Below are 13,985 nucleotides of genomic sequence, written 5' to 3' on the forward strand. Positions count from 1 at the left end.
ATCGTTAAATTTTAGCTCTCTCGAAAGCGTCAAGGTCGCACGGTCATTTGACTGGGCATTAACCCTGTGCACCGACGCGCCGTCGAAGGCCGATTGCCGGAAAGCTGGTGACAGGATGAAGCGCTTCGGTTATGCGGGACCGGCCGTGGCGTCCGCTGAACTGAAGAATGGCTGTCGCGGTCTTGTCAGGGATCGAAATCAGGGAAACGGCATGGCGGATTCGCCTGACATCATCGCTTCGCTCGACGATCTTGCGGGGCGCTACGCCGCCATACTGTGCGACGTATGGGGCGTCGTGCACAATGGCGAATGGCACTTTCCGGCCGCTGCCGCGGCGCTTGCAAGGGCCCGCGCGGCCAATGTGCCTGTCGTGCTCATCACCAATTCGCCGCGTCGCAGCGCCGACGTCGTCGCCCAGATGAAGGTCATCGGGGTTCCGGCCGAGGCCTTTGACCGGGTCGTCACATCAGGCGATGTGACCCGCGACCTGATCGCCGAAGGACCGAGGAAGATCTTTCACATCGGTCCCGAGCGTGACTTCACCCTTTATGATGGGCTCGACGTCGATCTCGTCGAGGAATTCGAGGCCTCCGGCGTCGTCTGCACCGGCCTCTATGACGACGAGGTCGAGAAGCCCGCCGACTATGCGGACATGCTACAACGGCTGCGCGCCCGCAACCTGCCGTTCATTTGCGCCAATCCGGATATCCTGGTGGAGCGCGGCGAGCGCACCATCTGGTGCGCCGGCGCGCTCGCGCGAGATTACGCGCAGCTGGGTGGCCGTACGCTGATTGCCGGCAAGCCCTTCGCGCCGATCTACGATGTCGCCATGAAGGAGGTCGCCGGCCTTCTTGGCCGCGCCGTCGAGCGCAGCGAGGTCCTCGCCATCGGCGACGGCATGATGACCGATGTCAAGGGCGCGGCCGACAACGGCTTTGACGTGCTCTATGTCTCGGGCGGCATCCACGCTCGCGATTATGGCGATCCGCTCCGCCCCGATCCTGAAAGGCTCGCCGGCTTCCTTGAAAAGCACGGCTACCGGCCGGTCGCCGTCATTGCGCGTCTGCAATAGGTTGGAGGTCTGGCCATGACGGGCGCCTCGACATGAACCAAGCCTTCCAACGTCTTTCGGCGGTCGCGCCGCTGCCCGCGCATTTGCGCGGCGGCGTCGTGGCGATCGGTAATTTCGACGGTGTCCATCGCGGCCATCAGTCCGTCCTGGAGCGCGCGCTGAGCGAAGCAACCCGCAATGGCGTGCCCGCTTTGGTGCTCACCTTCGAGCCGCATCCGCGCAAGGTGTTCCGGCCACAGGTGCCGCTCTTCGTGCTGACGCCGCCGCCGATGAAGGCGCGGCTGCTCGCCGGGCTTGGCTTTGCCGCTTTGGTCGAGCAGCCGTTCACGCGCGATTTTGCCTCGCTCTCGCCCGAGGCTTTCGTGACCGATGTGCTGGAGAAGAACCTCGGCATCCGCCACGCCGTCACCGGTTTCGACTTCCATTTCGGCAAGGACCGCCAGGGTGGGCCGGCCTTTCTGATGGCGGCCGGCGAACGGCACGGCTTCGGAGTCACGCTGGTCGACGCCTTCCGCGATGAAGGCGCGGAGGTGGTTTCGTCGAGCCGCATCCGGGACCTGCTCGCCGAAGGCAAGGTGGAGGAGGCCGCCGGCTTGCTCGGCTACCGGTTCACCGTCGAGACCGAGGTGATCGGCGGCCAGCGGCTTGGCCGCACTCTCGGCTTCCCGACCGCCAATATGCGGCTTTCGCCGGAAGCGGGTTTGAAGGAGGGGATTTATGCCGTCCGCTTCCGTCGCGCCGACGGCGCGCTTCATGACGGGGTCGCCAGCTTCGGCCGGCGTCCCACCGTCGACGACAATGGCGCGCCGCTGCTCGAAACCTACGTCTTCGATTTTTCCGGCGATCTTTATGGCGAGACCTGCCAAGTGTCGTTCTTCGGCTTCCTGCGCCCGGAGCTCAAATTCGACGGCCTCGATGCGCTGGTAGCGCAGATGAAACAGGACGAGGCCGAGGCGAGAGCGCTGCTCAAGGGCGTGCGCCCGCTCTCGCAACTGGACGCCGAAATCGCGTTCTAGGCTGCGTTGATATTCAGGTGATGCCGGCCTGCGAACGACGGTTTCCTGCGCTTCCGGTGCTCACGTACGAAAAGTACGCTCCGCTCCGGTTCTCGGAAACCACCGTTCTCGGCTCGGCCTGACCTGAATCTCAACACACCCTAGATCGCCCGCTTGCGGCTTACCGCTTCAGCGCCAGCCCGATGGCGATGAAGCTCCATCCCTGGAACACCAGGTCGATCGCCAGGAAGATGCCAAGAACCCAAAGGCTGTTCACCGGCCAGCCCATGGCGATCATCAGGCCGAGCAGAATGGTGATGATGCCGGCCGCCAGCAGCCATCCCCAGCCTTGCTGCGGCCGGTGGTTGAAGGCCACCCAGGACCGCAAAAGCCCCGAAGCGACGAGCGCGACGGCCAGCAGCAGCGTCAGCACCGCCGAGGCGAGCAACGGGTTGTCGAAGGCGAAGAAGCCGGCGACGGCGTAGAGCAGGCCGCTCAGCAGCCAGTAGAAGAAACGTCCCGAGGTCTTGACCCCGAAGGCGTGGATGATCTCGATGACACCCGCCATCAGCATCAGCCAGCCGACGACATAGACGGAGGCGACGGTAGCGATGAACAGATTGCCGAAAGCGATGCCGCCGAAGATCAGCAGCAACACGCCGAGCGCCACGAACCATCCCCATTTGTCCCGCGTCTGGCCGATCGCGTCTTTCAGAGCATCGCCTTGCAAGGTCATGATCTTTCCCTCCGATGTCGCCGCGCCGCTTGCGGGTGAAAGGAAGGTAGTCCCGATGAACTTAAGCGTCCAGCGAGCAGCACGGCGTGCGAAGCGCCGCCTTCGTCAGCCCGCCATTTGCCGACGACCCGACTTGGCCGGCGTCGGCCGGATGACAGCGATCGGCGGGCATGCAGAGATCGTCAACCTGGCGGCGGCTGGACTTCGTCCGGGAAGGGCGCCAGCGTCGCCTCCAGCGTCTCCCGGCCGGCCTGCCCCCAGCTTCGCGCCACGAAATCTGCGGCCTTCGCCTCGTACGGAGCACGGGCCGCGGGCGAAGTGATCCATTCCCGCATAGCGTCTTCCCAACCTTCGACGTCGAGCGGATCAAGGCAGAGTCCCGACGAACCGACCACTTCGGCGATGGCTCCGCCCGTCGAGGCAATCAGCGCCTTGCCGTAGGCCAGCGCCTCGACGGGCGGCAGCCCATATCCCTCATAAAGCGACGGGTACACGCAGAACGCGCTGTTGCGGTAAAGAAGGGACAGCGTTCCGTCATCGACGTTGTCGAGATGAACGAGGCTCTTGCCGTAGGCAGGATGGCCGTGAAGCTTGGCCAGGATGCCGTCGACCAGCCAGCCGCCGCGGCCGACGAAAACCAGCTTCATGCCGCTACGCGCGACTGTTCCGTCCACGACGAGGCGCGTCCAGACATCCATGAGCAGCGAATGGTTCTTGCGCGGTTCGATGGTGGAAACGAAGACGACGTAGCGATCCGTCTCGAGTCCATCCGGCAGGCGGCCGTCCGCCTTCGATTTGCGGGCGCTGTCGCAGCCGAGAGGGACATGCTCCAGCTGCGGCAGGTGGATGCCGCGCTTGGCGGCATATCCCTCGACATCGGTGGTGACGCGCCTCGAAGTCAGGATGAAACGGTCTGCCAGTCTCATCGCCAGATCCACATAGTCCGTGAATCTCTTGACGTCGTGCGGCTTGTACCATTCGGGAAACTGGATCGGAATGATGTCGTTCAACAGCACGATCAGCTTTGCGCCGGCCAAGCGCGCCTCGCGCGAAATGACCTCGATATCGGTATGCGCCCAGTCGTTGTTCGTCAAGAGCAGATGGTCGCCGGGCGAAAGATCGTATTTGTCGCCGGCCACGGTCCTGAGCGGGACGATCCGGGCGCGTGAACCGCCCACGCCAGCGACCTGCCGCCGCTCGGTTTCCTTCATTAGCCTGTTTTCGATCCGGTCGAGAAAACGAAGGAAAGGGCTGCCGGGATTGCGCCGGCCGAACGCGCCGATTTCCGCTATCAGGATCCGGCGCGGTCTGATGATCGCCATCAGCAACCGCCGCGCCCAGTTCGGCCAGCGATCGTAAAAACGAGTCTTGAAGCGGGCAGGGTCCGGGTAAAAGGTCATGTCGCAGGAAATGTCGCCGGCGATGATCTCCGCCGCCATGTTCGGCGAAACCCGTCTAAGCACCCGCTCGATCGGGTCGAACACTGTGAACGCCACCTCGGAGGCCTTGAATGCCGCCGCCGCGGCTGCGTAGTGGCGTTGCACGCGGACCAGGCCGACCGGGGGGCCGAGCCAGCGCACCATGCTGGAGAGATCGACGACAAGCCGCATCAGTTGGGCCGAATTCTTGCAGGACGCGCGATCATCCTGCGCCAGGCCAGTCGAGGTCCCAGCGCGAGCGTCCTGAAGGAAGGGGCGCCGACAGCCGCAAGGAACAGCAGCTTGCAAGTGACGGCCATGGGTATGCCCGCGGTTCGCAACAGCAACTCGATGTCGCGTCTTTCCAGGCTGGAGATGCCGGCCCCTGTGGCGGCGCGCGATGCCAGAAAGCTCGTGATGGCCTGCGCGGGTTGGCCGTTGGCGTCGAACGGCTCGGCGCGATTGCGACGCAGCAGCGCCGACTGCCTGGCCAATGCCGCTGCCGCCTTTTGCTGATCCTGCTTCATGCGCGATATCTGTCCCGGATGCGATCTTAGCTTCACGAGCCGCGCATCCATGTTGGCCAGTTTTCCCGTCTCGGAAAGCCGCAGCCAAAGATCGTAGTCCTCGGCATAGGTGAACGCCCGACGGTAGCCTCCCGCGCGCCGGACGGCCTCGGTCCGGAACATCACCGTCGGATGAAGCATGGGATTGTACCTGGCAAGCGCATCCCGCAACTGGTCGTTGCCGGCCGGAACGTCAATCGGCCTCAACAGGTTTCCGTCCCGGTCGATCTGCAATCCCGCGGTGCCGAGCAACTGCAAATCGGCGTCCGCCTGGAAACACGCCACCTGCAGGCGCAACCTGTCGGACAGCGAGACATCGTCGCAATCCATGCGCGCCACAAGCGGGGCCCGCGCGAGCGAAATCCCCATGTTCAGCGCATCGACGATCCCCTTGCCGCGGTTGGCGACAACCTTGACGCGGCCGTCGCGGTTGCCGATCGACGTCGCGATCGCGGCGCTGTCGTCGCAAGATCCGTCGTCGACGACGATGACTTCGATATCCGCCAGATCCTGGTCCAGGATGCTTTGCAGGGCCTCGCCGACATATTGCGCGCCGTCTCGCACCGGCATGATGACGCTTACTGTCGGCAATGGAACTTTCCTTGCGATGCTGGGTCGCGACCGAATGGCCGTTGAATTCTCGAATGTCGGCAGCCTGGCTTCAAAATTCCAATTCCAAAGTTTCCTCGGTCTGTCGACCGTCAATGTCCTTGTCGCGCCGATCCGAGCGGGACCTCAAGTGCGGGCGCGAGCAGCCGCAGGACCGCCTCACGCTTTTTCGCCTTCAACGAGAGGTCGCCATCGAGGCCGACTTCATGAAGCCAGCTTCCCCGCCATTCGCAATAGGCCCGTCTGAGCTCAACCCCAGGCAAGGCCGCGAATGCGGTTATCGGCCGTTGCGGAACCCTGTTCGGATCCACATCCCGATAGAGCACATCCCAGTTGGCTCCGCCGGTGTCGAGGCCGGCGAACCAGTCGAGCCCGAAATCAAGAGGCTTGCGGCCGACGGCGTCGAATCGGAAGAAGCAATAGCCAGCCCACAAATACCATCGCGAGCCTGCCGTGCGGAGGTCGCCGTGAAACGGCGCACCTTCAAGAGGCTCGAAAGGGTCGCATGGCTGCGTCGGGAAAAGATCCTGGTCCAGGAATCCGAACGCGGCCGGCGCGGCAGGCTTCAGAATATTGTGCCACATCCAGTTGAGCGCCGCGCCGTGGGACCGGCTCGGGTTTCTTGCGGTCCACGGATTGGTCGGCAGCCTGACATAGGCGGCGCCATGGGCTGCGCATACCTGCCTGTTGTCGCCTGCGGAAGCTTCGCCGATGCTGTTGTCGGCAACGATGTGGAGATCATGGCGAACGAGTTGTCTCGTCAGCCGCAACTGCAGATCCAGGCACTGAGCATCGCCGAAAGCGACGGTAACCAGGACATGGCGACCCCGGACGGCGGCACGGATGTCCTGGATATCGCCATCCTTGAGCGGCTGACGCAGAAACCTCCGGTCGATTTTCCGGTAACGGGCAGTCTTGACGGCATGCGTCAGCGGCTGCAGCCTCAACCATTGCTGCAAGTCATATTCGCGCAGGGCCTTTGGCACGGCTGCCGCGGCTTTCAGTCGAGGCCGGCTCGGCGGCCACGATCGTTCCGTGGAATTTTCATGCGCGCTCCAATTGAGTTTTTTTGAAAAAGCTTGAATGCAACAGCATCCAGGTCTCTTGATAACGGACTATATACAGCATATGCCTATTTTCAACACGACCAACATTTGAGCGCCCGGCGTGTTTGTTTGAATGGGGAAGTCTGGGGCGCACCCGGGGTCTCTCTCCGATCTGACTTGGGGGTGGGGCGGCGCTCCGGATAACGCGATGAGAATCTGCTGCGCAATCTCTACCCTCTTCATGAACGGGGGTCTGCAGAGGGATTGTCTCAATATCAGCGACCGACTGGTCGGGCGCGGCCATAGCGTGACGATCCTGACGACGCGCCAGGTCGGTCATGTCGAGAGTTCGGCTGCGATAAAGATCCAGCCGGCAAGGGTTCTCTCCAACCCGGGCACCGAATATGCGCTGGGAAGGTCGGTGCTGACGGCCAGGCGCGACTTCGACTGCGTGGTCGGTTTCAACAAGATGGCGGGTCTGGACATCTACTATGCCGGCGATCCGCCCTATTTTGTGTCGAAGCTCGGATGGTGGCGGCCGTTTTCGCCCCGCTTCATGCGCCAGCAGAATCTCGAATCGATGATCTTTGCCCCTGGCAACGCCGTGCAGATCATTGCGCTCAGCGAAAACCAGGCAGCGCTTTACCGAGACTTCTGGCGAACCGAGGAATCGCGCATTCACGTCGTCGGCCCGACGCTCGATCCGAAACGCCGCAGACCGGAACTGCTCACTGTCGACCGCAATGAGATCCGCGATCGTTTTGGGCTTCCCCGCAAATCCGTCATTGCCTTGACCATCGCCAATAGATTGAAGGTGAAGGGTCTCGATCGGGCGGTAAAGGGCCTTCAGCCGTTCCCGGATATCCATTGGCTGATCGCCGGTCTTCGAAAAGGCAGCGAGGAAGAAACGCGGCTTCGCGCCCTGATTGCCAAATCCGGCATGTCGGAACGGGTTACCCTGTTGGGCATCCAGGAAGACATTCCGGCGATTGTGGTTGCAAGCGATTTCATGCTGCATCCGGCTCGCCTTGAAAATACAGGCACGGTGATCCTCGAGGCACTCGCAAACGGCTTGCCTGTCATCGCATCGGACGCCTGCGGATATGCAAAATATGTCGAAGCCAGCGGAGCGGGGCTGGTTGTGGCCAACCGCGACGATCCTGAAATCTGGCGGCAGGCAATCCTGAAGGCCGGCAACCCGGCGGTCCCCGCGCAATGGCACAGAGCGGCCCTTGCCTATGGGGCATCAAACCCGCTTACCGGCGGACTGGAAGCGGCTTGCGATCTGATAGAGACGTCTCGCCGCACCCGGCGTGTCGCCTAATTCGTCCGTCGATTCCGCCGGTTCCGACGTTACGACTTTAAGCCAAATTTTACCGAACGCGCGGCATGGCTTGAGCGCTGGCAGGTGGTGCTGCCGGCGCGTTTCGCGTAAGGGGTGACGATGCGTATTGTCGGGACGATTCCGCTGGCCATCGCCTTGGGCCTGTCCACCGCGCCTGCTGCCCAAGCAGGCGAAGGCAGCTGGATATCCGGCGACTGGTATCTGACGCTCGGCGCCACAGCGCTGGTCGCGCCGAATTTCGAGGGCGGCAAGAAATATATGCTCAGCGCCCAGCCGATCGTTTCGCTCGGCAGGGTCGGTCCGGAGGCGCGCTTCACCTCGCGCAACGACAACATCTCGCTGGCACTGATCGATGACGGTTCCATTCGCGCCGGCTTGACCGGCAAGTTCATATTCTCGCGCGAGAGCAAGGATGAGCTCAAGGGCCTCGATCCGGTGCGCTTCGGCGGCGAGGCGGGCGGCTTCTTCGAATTTTATCCGCTGGACTGGCTTCGCGCGCGGGCCGAGCTGCGGCATGGCATCCGCTCCCACAACGGTTTCGTCGCCGATATCGCGGCCGACGCCTTCTACGACATCACGCCGGCCGTTCGCATTTCCGGCGGTCCGCGCGTTTCCTTCGCCTCGTCGGACTATTTCGACGCCTATTACGGCGTCAATGCCAAGGAAGCGGCGGCTTCGGGCTTGAGCGAGTACCATCCGGGCGGCGGCGTGAAGTCGGCCGGCCTCGGCGGCACGATCACCTGGAAAGTGACCGAGCCGATGACGGCGAGCGTTTTCACCGAATATTCGCGCCTGATGGGGCGGGCGGCCGATTCCAGCCTGGTCAAGGAGCGCGGCGACCGCAACCAGTGGATGTTCGGTGTCTCGACCACTTACCGCTTCAATTTCACGATGTAGGTCTTACCCCAGCAATCGTGTATCGACCGGGTGATGCGTGACGCTGACGATGTGGATGTCGTCGCGAGCCAGGAGGCTGGGGCTGAGGAGAAAGTTCTTGGTGAATGGGACGATGACACTGGGAACCTCCATGACCGCATGCGTGGCGGCGGTGACAAAGTCCGTTCCGAGCTGCTGCGTCATGGCCAGGTTGTTCTTCCAATCTGCTGGCAGGTTGGTGGATGCAACCGCGACGCCGTCCGGCACTTCGATTCCCAGAAGCTGATAGGTCTGAGGCAGGTCTTCCGCGTCGAGATGCACCAGTATCTCAAGAAGCGCCGTCGCCGGATGATCAGCGCAATAGACGATCGGTGTTCCCAAGGAATGCCAGCGGCCAGCGCCCAGCGTGCCGCCGATGCCGGACAGGTCGGCATAGTTGGAGATGCGCCAGAGCCGCATTCTCAGGCAAAAATGCCATAGTCTATGCGATGGAGTTCTTCCTCCACCAAGACGGCGCCCGTCTCGGACTGGAGTAGGTTGATAGGTGTTTCGCCGAGCACCTTGCTGTGCTTGCGGAGCCAGCGTTGGGCTTTTTCATGGCTACCGAATACCCGATCTGCCATCGCCGAAATCCGCTCTAGCCGCACGACCCGATCAGATTCGGCAACTGTCAGTGCTTCGTTTCGCTCTTTGCGGCGAGCCAACGTGCGTCGCGGACCAACTATTCTGTAGATTTCGTCATTGCTGAAGCCTCGCTGACGAAGGCCTTCGAGCCTGGCCACGGGGACGAGAAACCGGTCTGATACCGCTGCGGACAACGTCGCGGCCGCCTTTGTCTGAGCGCTGATATGCGAGCTGGACATGGTTTTGGTTCCGTTGCCATTTGCCCATGAATATAGCGCAAATGGCTCATGCCGCAAGAAAACTGACGGCAGAAGGGCTTCCAGCGGGGAAATGCCGTAGAGTTCAGGCTTTTCAAGCCGCCGCGCCTCGTCTAAAAGCCACGCCATGACGAGCTTTTCGCGCCTTTTCGCGATCGCGATACGAATTACGGGCCCGGTGTTCCGGGCGGCCTGAGCGCCGCTGGAGCCGCCGGGTGTTTTCGCGCGCGCCCCTCGCGTTTTTTTCATGAACATCAACGCATATCGCCCGAAGGTGGCTTCGTTTTTGGGAAAACGATATGCGTCAAAGCAAGACTTGAACGCCCGGCTTTTGTCGTCGGGTACCCTGAGATGGCAGATCAATGACCGACACTGTTGAGACGATCGACTATTCCAAAACGCTTTATTTGCCGCAGACGGATTTCCCCATGCGCGCCGGCCTGCCCGAGAAGGAGCCTGGCTTGGTCAAGCGCTGGCAGGGCATGGACCTTTACAGAAAGCTGCGCGAGGAGGCCGCCGGCCGCGAGAAATTCGTGCTGCATGACGGCCCGCCCTACGCCAACGGCAACATCCATATCGGCCATGCGCTGAACAAGATCCTCAAGGACGTCATCAACCGCTCCTTCCAGATGCGCGGCTATGACGCCAACTACGTGCCGGGCTGGGACTGCCACGGCCTGCCGATCGAATGGAAGATCGAGGAGCAGTATCGCGCCAAGGGCAAGAACAAGGACGAGGTGCCGGTCAACGAGTTCCGCAAGGAATGCCGCGACTTCGCGGCTCATTGGATCAAGGTGCAGGGCGACGAGTTCCAGCGCCTCGGCGTCATCGGCGATTTCGACAATCCCTATACGACCATGGCTTACCATGCCGAGTCGCGCATTGCCGGCGAACTGTTGAAATTCGCCATGTCCGGCCAGCTCTACCGCGGCTCGAAGCCGGTGATGTGGAGCGTGGTCGAGCGTACCGCGCTCGCCGAGGCCGAGGTCGAGTACCAGGACTATGAGAGCGACACAATCTGGGTGAAATTCCCGGTCGCGAGCCTCGCCCAGCCGGTCGCCGGCGCCGCGCCGGCGCTGGACGAGGCCGCGCTCGATCTGGTCGAGGCGCATGTCGTCATCTGGACGACCACGCCCTGGACGATCCCCGGCAACCGCGCCGTGAGCTATTCGCCGCGCATCGCCTATGGCCTCTATGATGTGACGGCGGCCGAGAACGCATTCGGCCCGCAGCCCGGCGAGAAGCTGATCTTTGCCGACGCGCTGGCCGAGGACTGTGCCGCCAAGGCCAAGGTCGCGCTGAACCGGCTTCACAGCGTCTCGGCCGAACAGCTTGGGAAGCTTACGCTTTCGCATCCTTTCAAGGGGCTAGGCGGCGGCTATGAATTCCCGGTGCCGATGGTTGCCGGCGAGCATGTCACCGACGATGCCGGCACCGGCTTCGTGCACACCGCGCCCGGCCATGGCCGCGAGGACTTCGACGCCTGGATGGAAGCCGCGAGCGAGCTGAGGGCGCGCGGCGTCGATACCGCGATCCCCTTCACGGTCGACGATGCCGGCTTCTTCACCAAGGACGCGCCGGGCTTCGGCCCCGGGCGCGAGGGCGGTGCGGCGCGCGTCATCGATGACAACGGCAAGAAGGGCAATGCCAATCAGGCGGTCATCGACGAGTTGATCAAGCGCAACGCGCTCTTCGCGCGCGGCCGGCTGAAGCACAGCTATCCGCACTCCTGGCGCTCCAAGAAGCCGGTGATCTTCCGCAACACGCCGCAATGGTTCGTCTATATGGACAAGGACCTTGGCGACGGCACCACGCTGCGTAGTCGCGCGCTGAAGGCGATCGACGACACCCGCTTCGTGCCGGCGGCGGGCCAGAACCGCATCCGCGCCATGATCGAGGAGCGCCCGGACTGGGTGCTGTCGCGACAGCGCGCCTGGGGCGTGCCGATCGCCGTCTTCGCCGACGAGGACGGCAATGTGCTGAAGGACGAGGCCGTCAACCGGCGCATCATGGACGCTTTCGAGAAGGAAGGCGCCGACGCCTGGTTCGCCGAAGGCGCCAAGGCGCGCTTCCTCGGCAATCACGATGCCTCGAAATGGCACCAGGTGATGGACATCCTGGACGTCTGGTTCGATTCCGGCTCGACGCATGTCTTCACGCTGGAAGACCGTCCGGATCTCAAATGGCCGGCCGACGTCTATCTCGAGGGCTCGGACCAGCATCGCGGCTGGTTCCATTCCTCGCTGCTCGAAAGTTGCGGCACCAGGGGCAGGGCGCCTTACGACACGGTCATCACCCATGGCTTCACCATGGACGAGGAAGGCCGCAAGATGTCGAAGTCGCTCGGCAACACCGTCGTGCCGCAGGACGTCATCAAGCAGTCCGGCGCCGATATCCTGCGGCTCTGGGTGGTGACGACCGATTATTGGGAAGACCAGCGCCTCGGCAAGAACGTGCTGCAGACCAATATCGACGCCTACCGCAAGCTCAGGAACACCATCCGCTGGATGCTGGGCACGCTGGCCCATGACGACGGGCAGGATGTGCCGGTCGAGACGATGCCGGAACTGGAACGGCTGATGCTGCATCGGCTGTCGGAGCTGGACGAGGTGGTGCGCCAGGGCTACGACGCGTTCGAGTTCAAGCGCATCACCCGCACGCTGCTCGATTTCATGGTGGTGGAGCTTTCGGCCTTCTATTTCGACATCCGCAAGGACGCGCTCTACTGCGACGGACCGTCGAGCCTGCGCCGCAAGGCGGCCGTGCAGGTGGTGCGCCACCTCTTCGAATGCCTGGTGAAGTGGCTGGCGCCGATGCTGCCCTTCACCACCGAAGAAGCCTGGCTCGACCGCCATCCGCAAGCCGTGTCGGTGCATCTCGACCAGTTCCCGGCGATCCCGCAGAACTGGCGCAACGAGGCGCTGGCCGAGAAATGGCGCAAGGTAAGGCAGGTGCGCCGTGTCGTCACCGGCGCGCTGGAGATCGCGCGCGCCGAGAAGCTGATCGGTTCGTCGCTCGAGGCGGTGCCGGTGGTGACGCTCGACGACGCGGCGCTGGAAGCAGCGATCGCCGATGTCGACATGGCCGAGATGGCGATCACCAGCGATCTCGTCGTCAAGCATGGCAAGGCCCCGGAAAGCGCCTTCACGCTCGACGACGTCAAGGGCGTGGCGGTTGTGGTGGAGAAAGCCGAGGATCGCGGTCTGGTCAAATGCGCGCGCTCCTGGCGCTACACCGCCGATGTCGGACGGGATCCGGAATTTCCGGATGTCTCGGCCCGTGACGCCGCCGTGCTGCACGAATTGAAGGCGCTTGGGCGGCTCTAGATGCATGTCGCCCAAAAGTGTCCGGGCGGTTTTGGGATAACGACATGCATCAGCCAATAAATGCATGTCGCCCAAAAGTGTCCGGGCGGTTTTGGGATAACGACATGCATCAGCCAAATAGGTATATGTCGCCCAAAAGTGTCCGGCGGTTTTGGGATAACGACGCGTCAAACAAGTGCAAAAGCAGCGCGCCGGGTGGCCCGAAACCGCCCGTGCGTTGCCCTTAACGAGCGGTTGAGGTAAACACGCGACACTCCGGCAGACAAATTGTCGCCGGATTTCCATCGCAAATGCGGGGAAGCAGGGGACCGTGCCCTTGGCCGGTGGCGACCGAAAGGCTGTTAGAGTGGGACTTTATGGCATGACCGACAGAACGTTTGCGCGCGCCGCGCTGCTGGCGCCGCTTGTGGTATCGGCCGTCGCAATGTCCGGCTGCATGAGCTCGCCCACCTACGGAACCGACAAGACGGCCGCCGCGCAGCTCTTCGACGACGTTTCCGGCGCCGCCGCGATCACGCCGAAGCGTCGCGATCCGATCGACTACAAGCCGCGTCCTGAGCTGGTGAAGCCGGCCCCGGGGCAGAAGGAAAACCTGCCGCCGCCGCAGCAGAGCATCGAGACGGCGAGCGCCGACTGGCCCGAATCGCCGGAGGCGCGCCGTGCCCGTATCCGCGCCGACGCCACCGCCCATCAGAACGATCCGAACTACCAGGCCGAAGCGGCCGAGGATGTCCAGACCGATCCCGAAGCGGTTAAGAAGGCGATGGCGGAGTCGGGTTCAAGCCACCCCCCGCGCTGGTCGCCGGATGATTCCAGCGCCACGCGCCGCGCCGAGGTTCAGCGCCGGCTGGCCGAACAGAAGCAGGGCGATCCGACCACTCGCAGATATCTGAGCGAGCCCCCGCTTGCCTATCGCCAGGCGGCCGCCACCGCGCCGCAGAACGAGCTCGGCGAGGACGAGTACAAGAAGGAGCGCCGTCTCAAGGCGCAGGCCGAAGGCAAGAAGGGTGGCTGGTTCGACTGGCTGGGGCTGTGAACAGTCAGTAGTCAGTAGTCAGTAGTCAGTAGTCAGTAGTCAGTAGTCAGTAGTCAGTAGTCAGTAGTCAGTAGTCAGT

At 63.0% G+C, this 13,985-nt stretch carries 12 protein-coding genes; 6 read left to right on the forward strand and 6 right to left on the reverse strand.

Going from position 1 to position 13,985, the window contains the following annotated elements; all coding sequences use genetic code 11:
- Positions 1-211 precede the first annotated feature (211 nt).
- Both FJ425_RS30560 and FJ425_RS30565 read left to right on the forward strand, forming a co-directional pair.
- On the forward strand, positions 212-1,072 hold the full coding sequence (locus FJ425_RS30560) for a TIGR01459 family HAD-type hydrolase (protein WP_140631097.1): 861 nt from the start codon (positions 212-214) through the stop codon (positions 1,070-1,072).
- A 32-nt stretch (positions 1,073-1,104) separates the two neighbouring features.
- Complete coding sequence (locus FJ425_RS30565) at positions 1,105-2,088, forward strand: bifunctional riboflavin kinase/FAD synthetase (protein ID WP_140727828.1); 984 nt, start codon at positions 1,105-1,107, stop codon at positions 2,086-2,088.
- Between the two features lie 160 nt (positions 2,089-2,248).
- On the opposite strand, the gene FJ425_RS30570 is transcribed toward FJ425_RS30565, so the two are convergent.
- From FJ425_RS30570 to FJ425_RS30585, 4 genes are all read right to left on the reverse strand, one after another.
- Positions 2,249-2,803 (reverse strand): HdeD family acid-resistance protein, encoded by a 555-nt coding sequence (locus tag FJ425_RS30570; protein ID WP_140631092.1) that lies wholly within the window; start codon positions 2,801-2,803, stop codon positions 2,249-2,251.
- Between the two features lie 182 nt (positions 2,804-2,985).
- The gene (locus FJ425_RS30575; protein WP_140631090.1) at positions 2,986-4,413 is read right to left on the reverse strand and encodes a glycosyltransferase family 1 protein; all 1,428 of its coding nucleotides are present in this window, start codon (positions 4,411-4,413) and stop codon (positions 2,986-2,988) included.
- On the reverse strand, positions 4,413-5,378 hold the full coding sequence (locus FJ425_RS30580) for a glycosyltransferase (protein ID WP_140631087.1): 966 nt from the start codon (positions 5,376-5,378) through the stop codon (positions 4,413-4,415). The genes FJ425_RS30575 and FJ425_RS30580 overlap by 1 nt, the downstream gene beginning before the upstream one ends.
- Before the next feature lie 110 nt (positions 5,379-5,488).
- The gene (locus tag FJ425_RS30585; RefSeq protein ID WP_140631085.1) at positions 5,489-6,382 is read right to left on the reverse strand and encodes a hypothetical protein; all 894 of its coding nucleotides are present in this window, start codon (positions 6,380-6,382) and stop codon (positions 5,489-5,491) included.
- A gap of 301 nt (positions 6,383-6,683) precedes the next feature.
- Between FJ425_RS30585 and FJ425_RS30590 the strand changes: the two genes are divergently transcribed.
- Both FJ425_RS30590 and FJ425_RS30595 read left to right on the forward strand, forming a co-directional pair.
- Positions 6,684-7,766 (forward strand): glycosyltransferase family 4 protein, encoded by a 1,083-nt coding sequence (locus FJ425_RS30590; protein WP_348643176.1) that lies wholly within the window; start codon positions 6,684-6,686, stop codon positions 7,764-7,766.
- Positions 7,767-7,886: 120 nt separating this feature from the next.
- Positions 7,887-8,684, forward strand: a complete 798-nt coding sequence (locus FJ425_RS30595) for a MipA/OmpV family protein (RefSeq protein WP_140631079.1) — start codon at positions 7,887-7,889, stop codon at positions 8,682-8,684.
- A gap of 3 nt (positions 8,685-8,687) precedes the next feature.
- On the opposite strand, the gene FJ425_RS30600 is transcribed toward FJ425_RS30595, so the two are convergent.
- Positions 8,688-9,122, reverse strand: a complete 435-nt coding sequence (locus FJ425_RS30600) for an RES family NAD+ phosphorylase (protein WP_140727830.1) — start codon at positions 9,120-9,122, stop codon at positions 8,688-8,690.
- Positions 9,123-9,124: 2 nt separating this feature from the next.
- Positions 9,125-9,799: an antitoxin Xre/MbcA/ParS toxin-binding domain-containing protein gene (locus tag FJ425_RS32245; protein ID WP_246673318.1), complete on the reverse strand. Its 675-nt coding sequence runs from the start codon at positions 9,797-9,799 to the stop codon at positions 9,125-9,127.
- Between the two features lie 107 nt (positions 9,800-9,906).
- Between FJ425_RS32245 and ileS the strand changes: the two genes are divergently transcribed.
- Both ileS and FJ425_RS30615 read left to right on the forward strand, forming a co-directional pair.
- The gene (gene ileS / locus FJ425_RS30610; protein ID WP_140631068.1) at positions 9,907-12,870 is read left to right on the forward strand and encodes an isoleucine--tRNA ligase; all 2,964 of its coding nucleotides are present in this window, start codon (positions 9,907-9,909) and stop codon (positions 12,868-12,870) included.
- Between the two features lie 361 nt (positions 12,871-13,231).
- Positions 13,232-13,906, forward strand: a complete 675-nt coding sequence (locus FJ425_RS30615; RefSeq protein ID WP_140542481.1) for a hypothetical protein — start codon at positions 13,232-13,234, stop codon at positions 13,904-13,906.
- The last annotated feature ends 79 nt before the right edge of the window (positions 13,907-13,985 follow it).

Origin of the sequence: Mesorhizobium sp. B2-7-2 (assembly GCF_006440775.1) — a bacterium.
In the GTDB taxonomy this organism is placed as follows: domain Bacteria; phylum Pseudomonadota; class Alphaproteobacteria; order Rhizobiales; family Rhizobiaceae; genus Mesorhizobium.

Excerpts from the sequence above, each read along its gene's own strand:
- ileS (WP_140631068.1), top strand. The coding sequence starts at position 9,907 with ATGACCGACACTGTTGAGACGATCGACTATTCCAAAACGCTTTATTTG.
- FJ425_RS30560 (WP_140631097.1), top strand. The coding sequence starts at position 212 with ATGGCGGATTCGCCTGACATCATCGCTTCGCTCGACGATCTTGCGGGG.
- FJ425_RS30600 (WP_140727830.1), bottom strand. The coding sequence starts at position 9,122 with ATGCGGCTCTGGCGCATCTCCAACTATGCCGACCTGTCCGGCATCGGC.
- FJ425_RS30570 (WP_140631092.1), bottom strand. The coding sequence starts at position 2,803 with ATGACCTTGCAAGGCGATGCTCTGAAAGACGCGATCGGCCAGACGCGG.
- FJ425_RS30615 (WP_140542481.1), top strand. The coding sequence starts at position 13,232 with ATGACCGACAGAACGTTTGCGCGCGCCGCGCTGCTGGCGCCGCTTGTG.
- FJ425_RS30590 (WP_348643176.1), top strand. The coding sequence starts at position 6,684 with ATGAACGGGGGTCTGCAGAGGGATTGTCTCAATATCAGCGACCGACTG.
- FJ425_RS32245 (WP_246673318.1), bottom strand. The coding sequence starts at position 9,799 with ATGTTCATGAAAAAAACGCGAGGGGCGCGCGCGAAAACACCCGGCGGC.
- FJ425_RS30595 (WP_140631079.1), top strand. The coding sequence starts at position 7,887 with ATGCGTATTGTCGGGACGATTCCGCTGGCCATCGCCTTGGGCCTGTCC.
- FJ425_RS30565 (WP_140727828.1), top strand. The coding sequence starts at position 1,105 with ATGAACCAAGCCTTCCAACGTCTTTCGGCGGTCGCGCCGCTGCCCGCG.
- FJ425_RS30575 (WP_140631090.1), bottom strand. The coding sequence starts at position 4,413 with ATGCGGCTTGTCGTCGATCTCTCCAGCATGGTGCGCTGGCTCGGCCCC.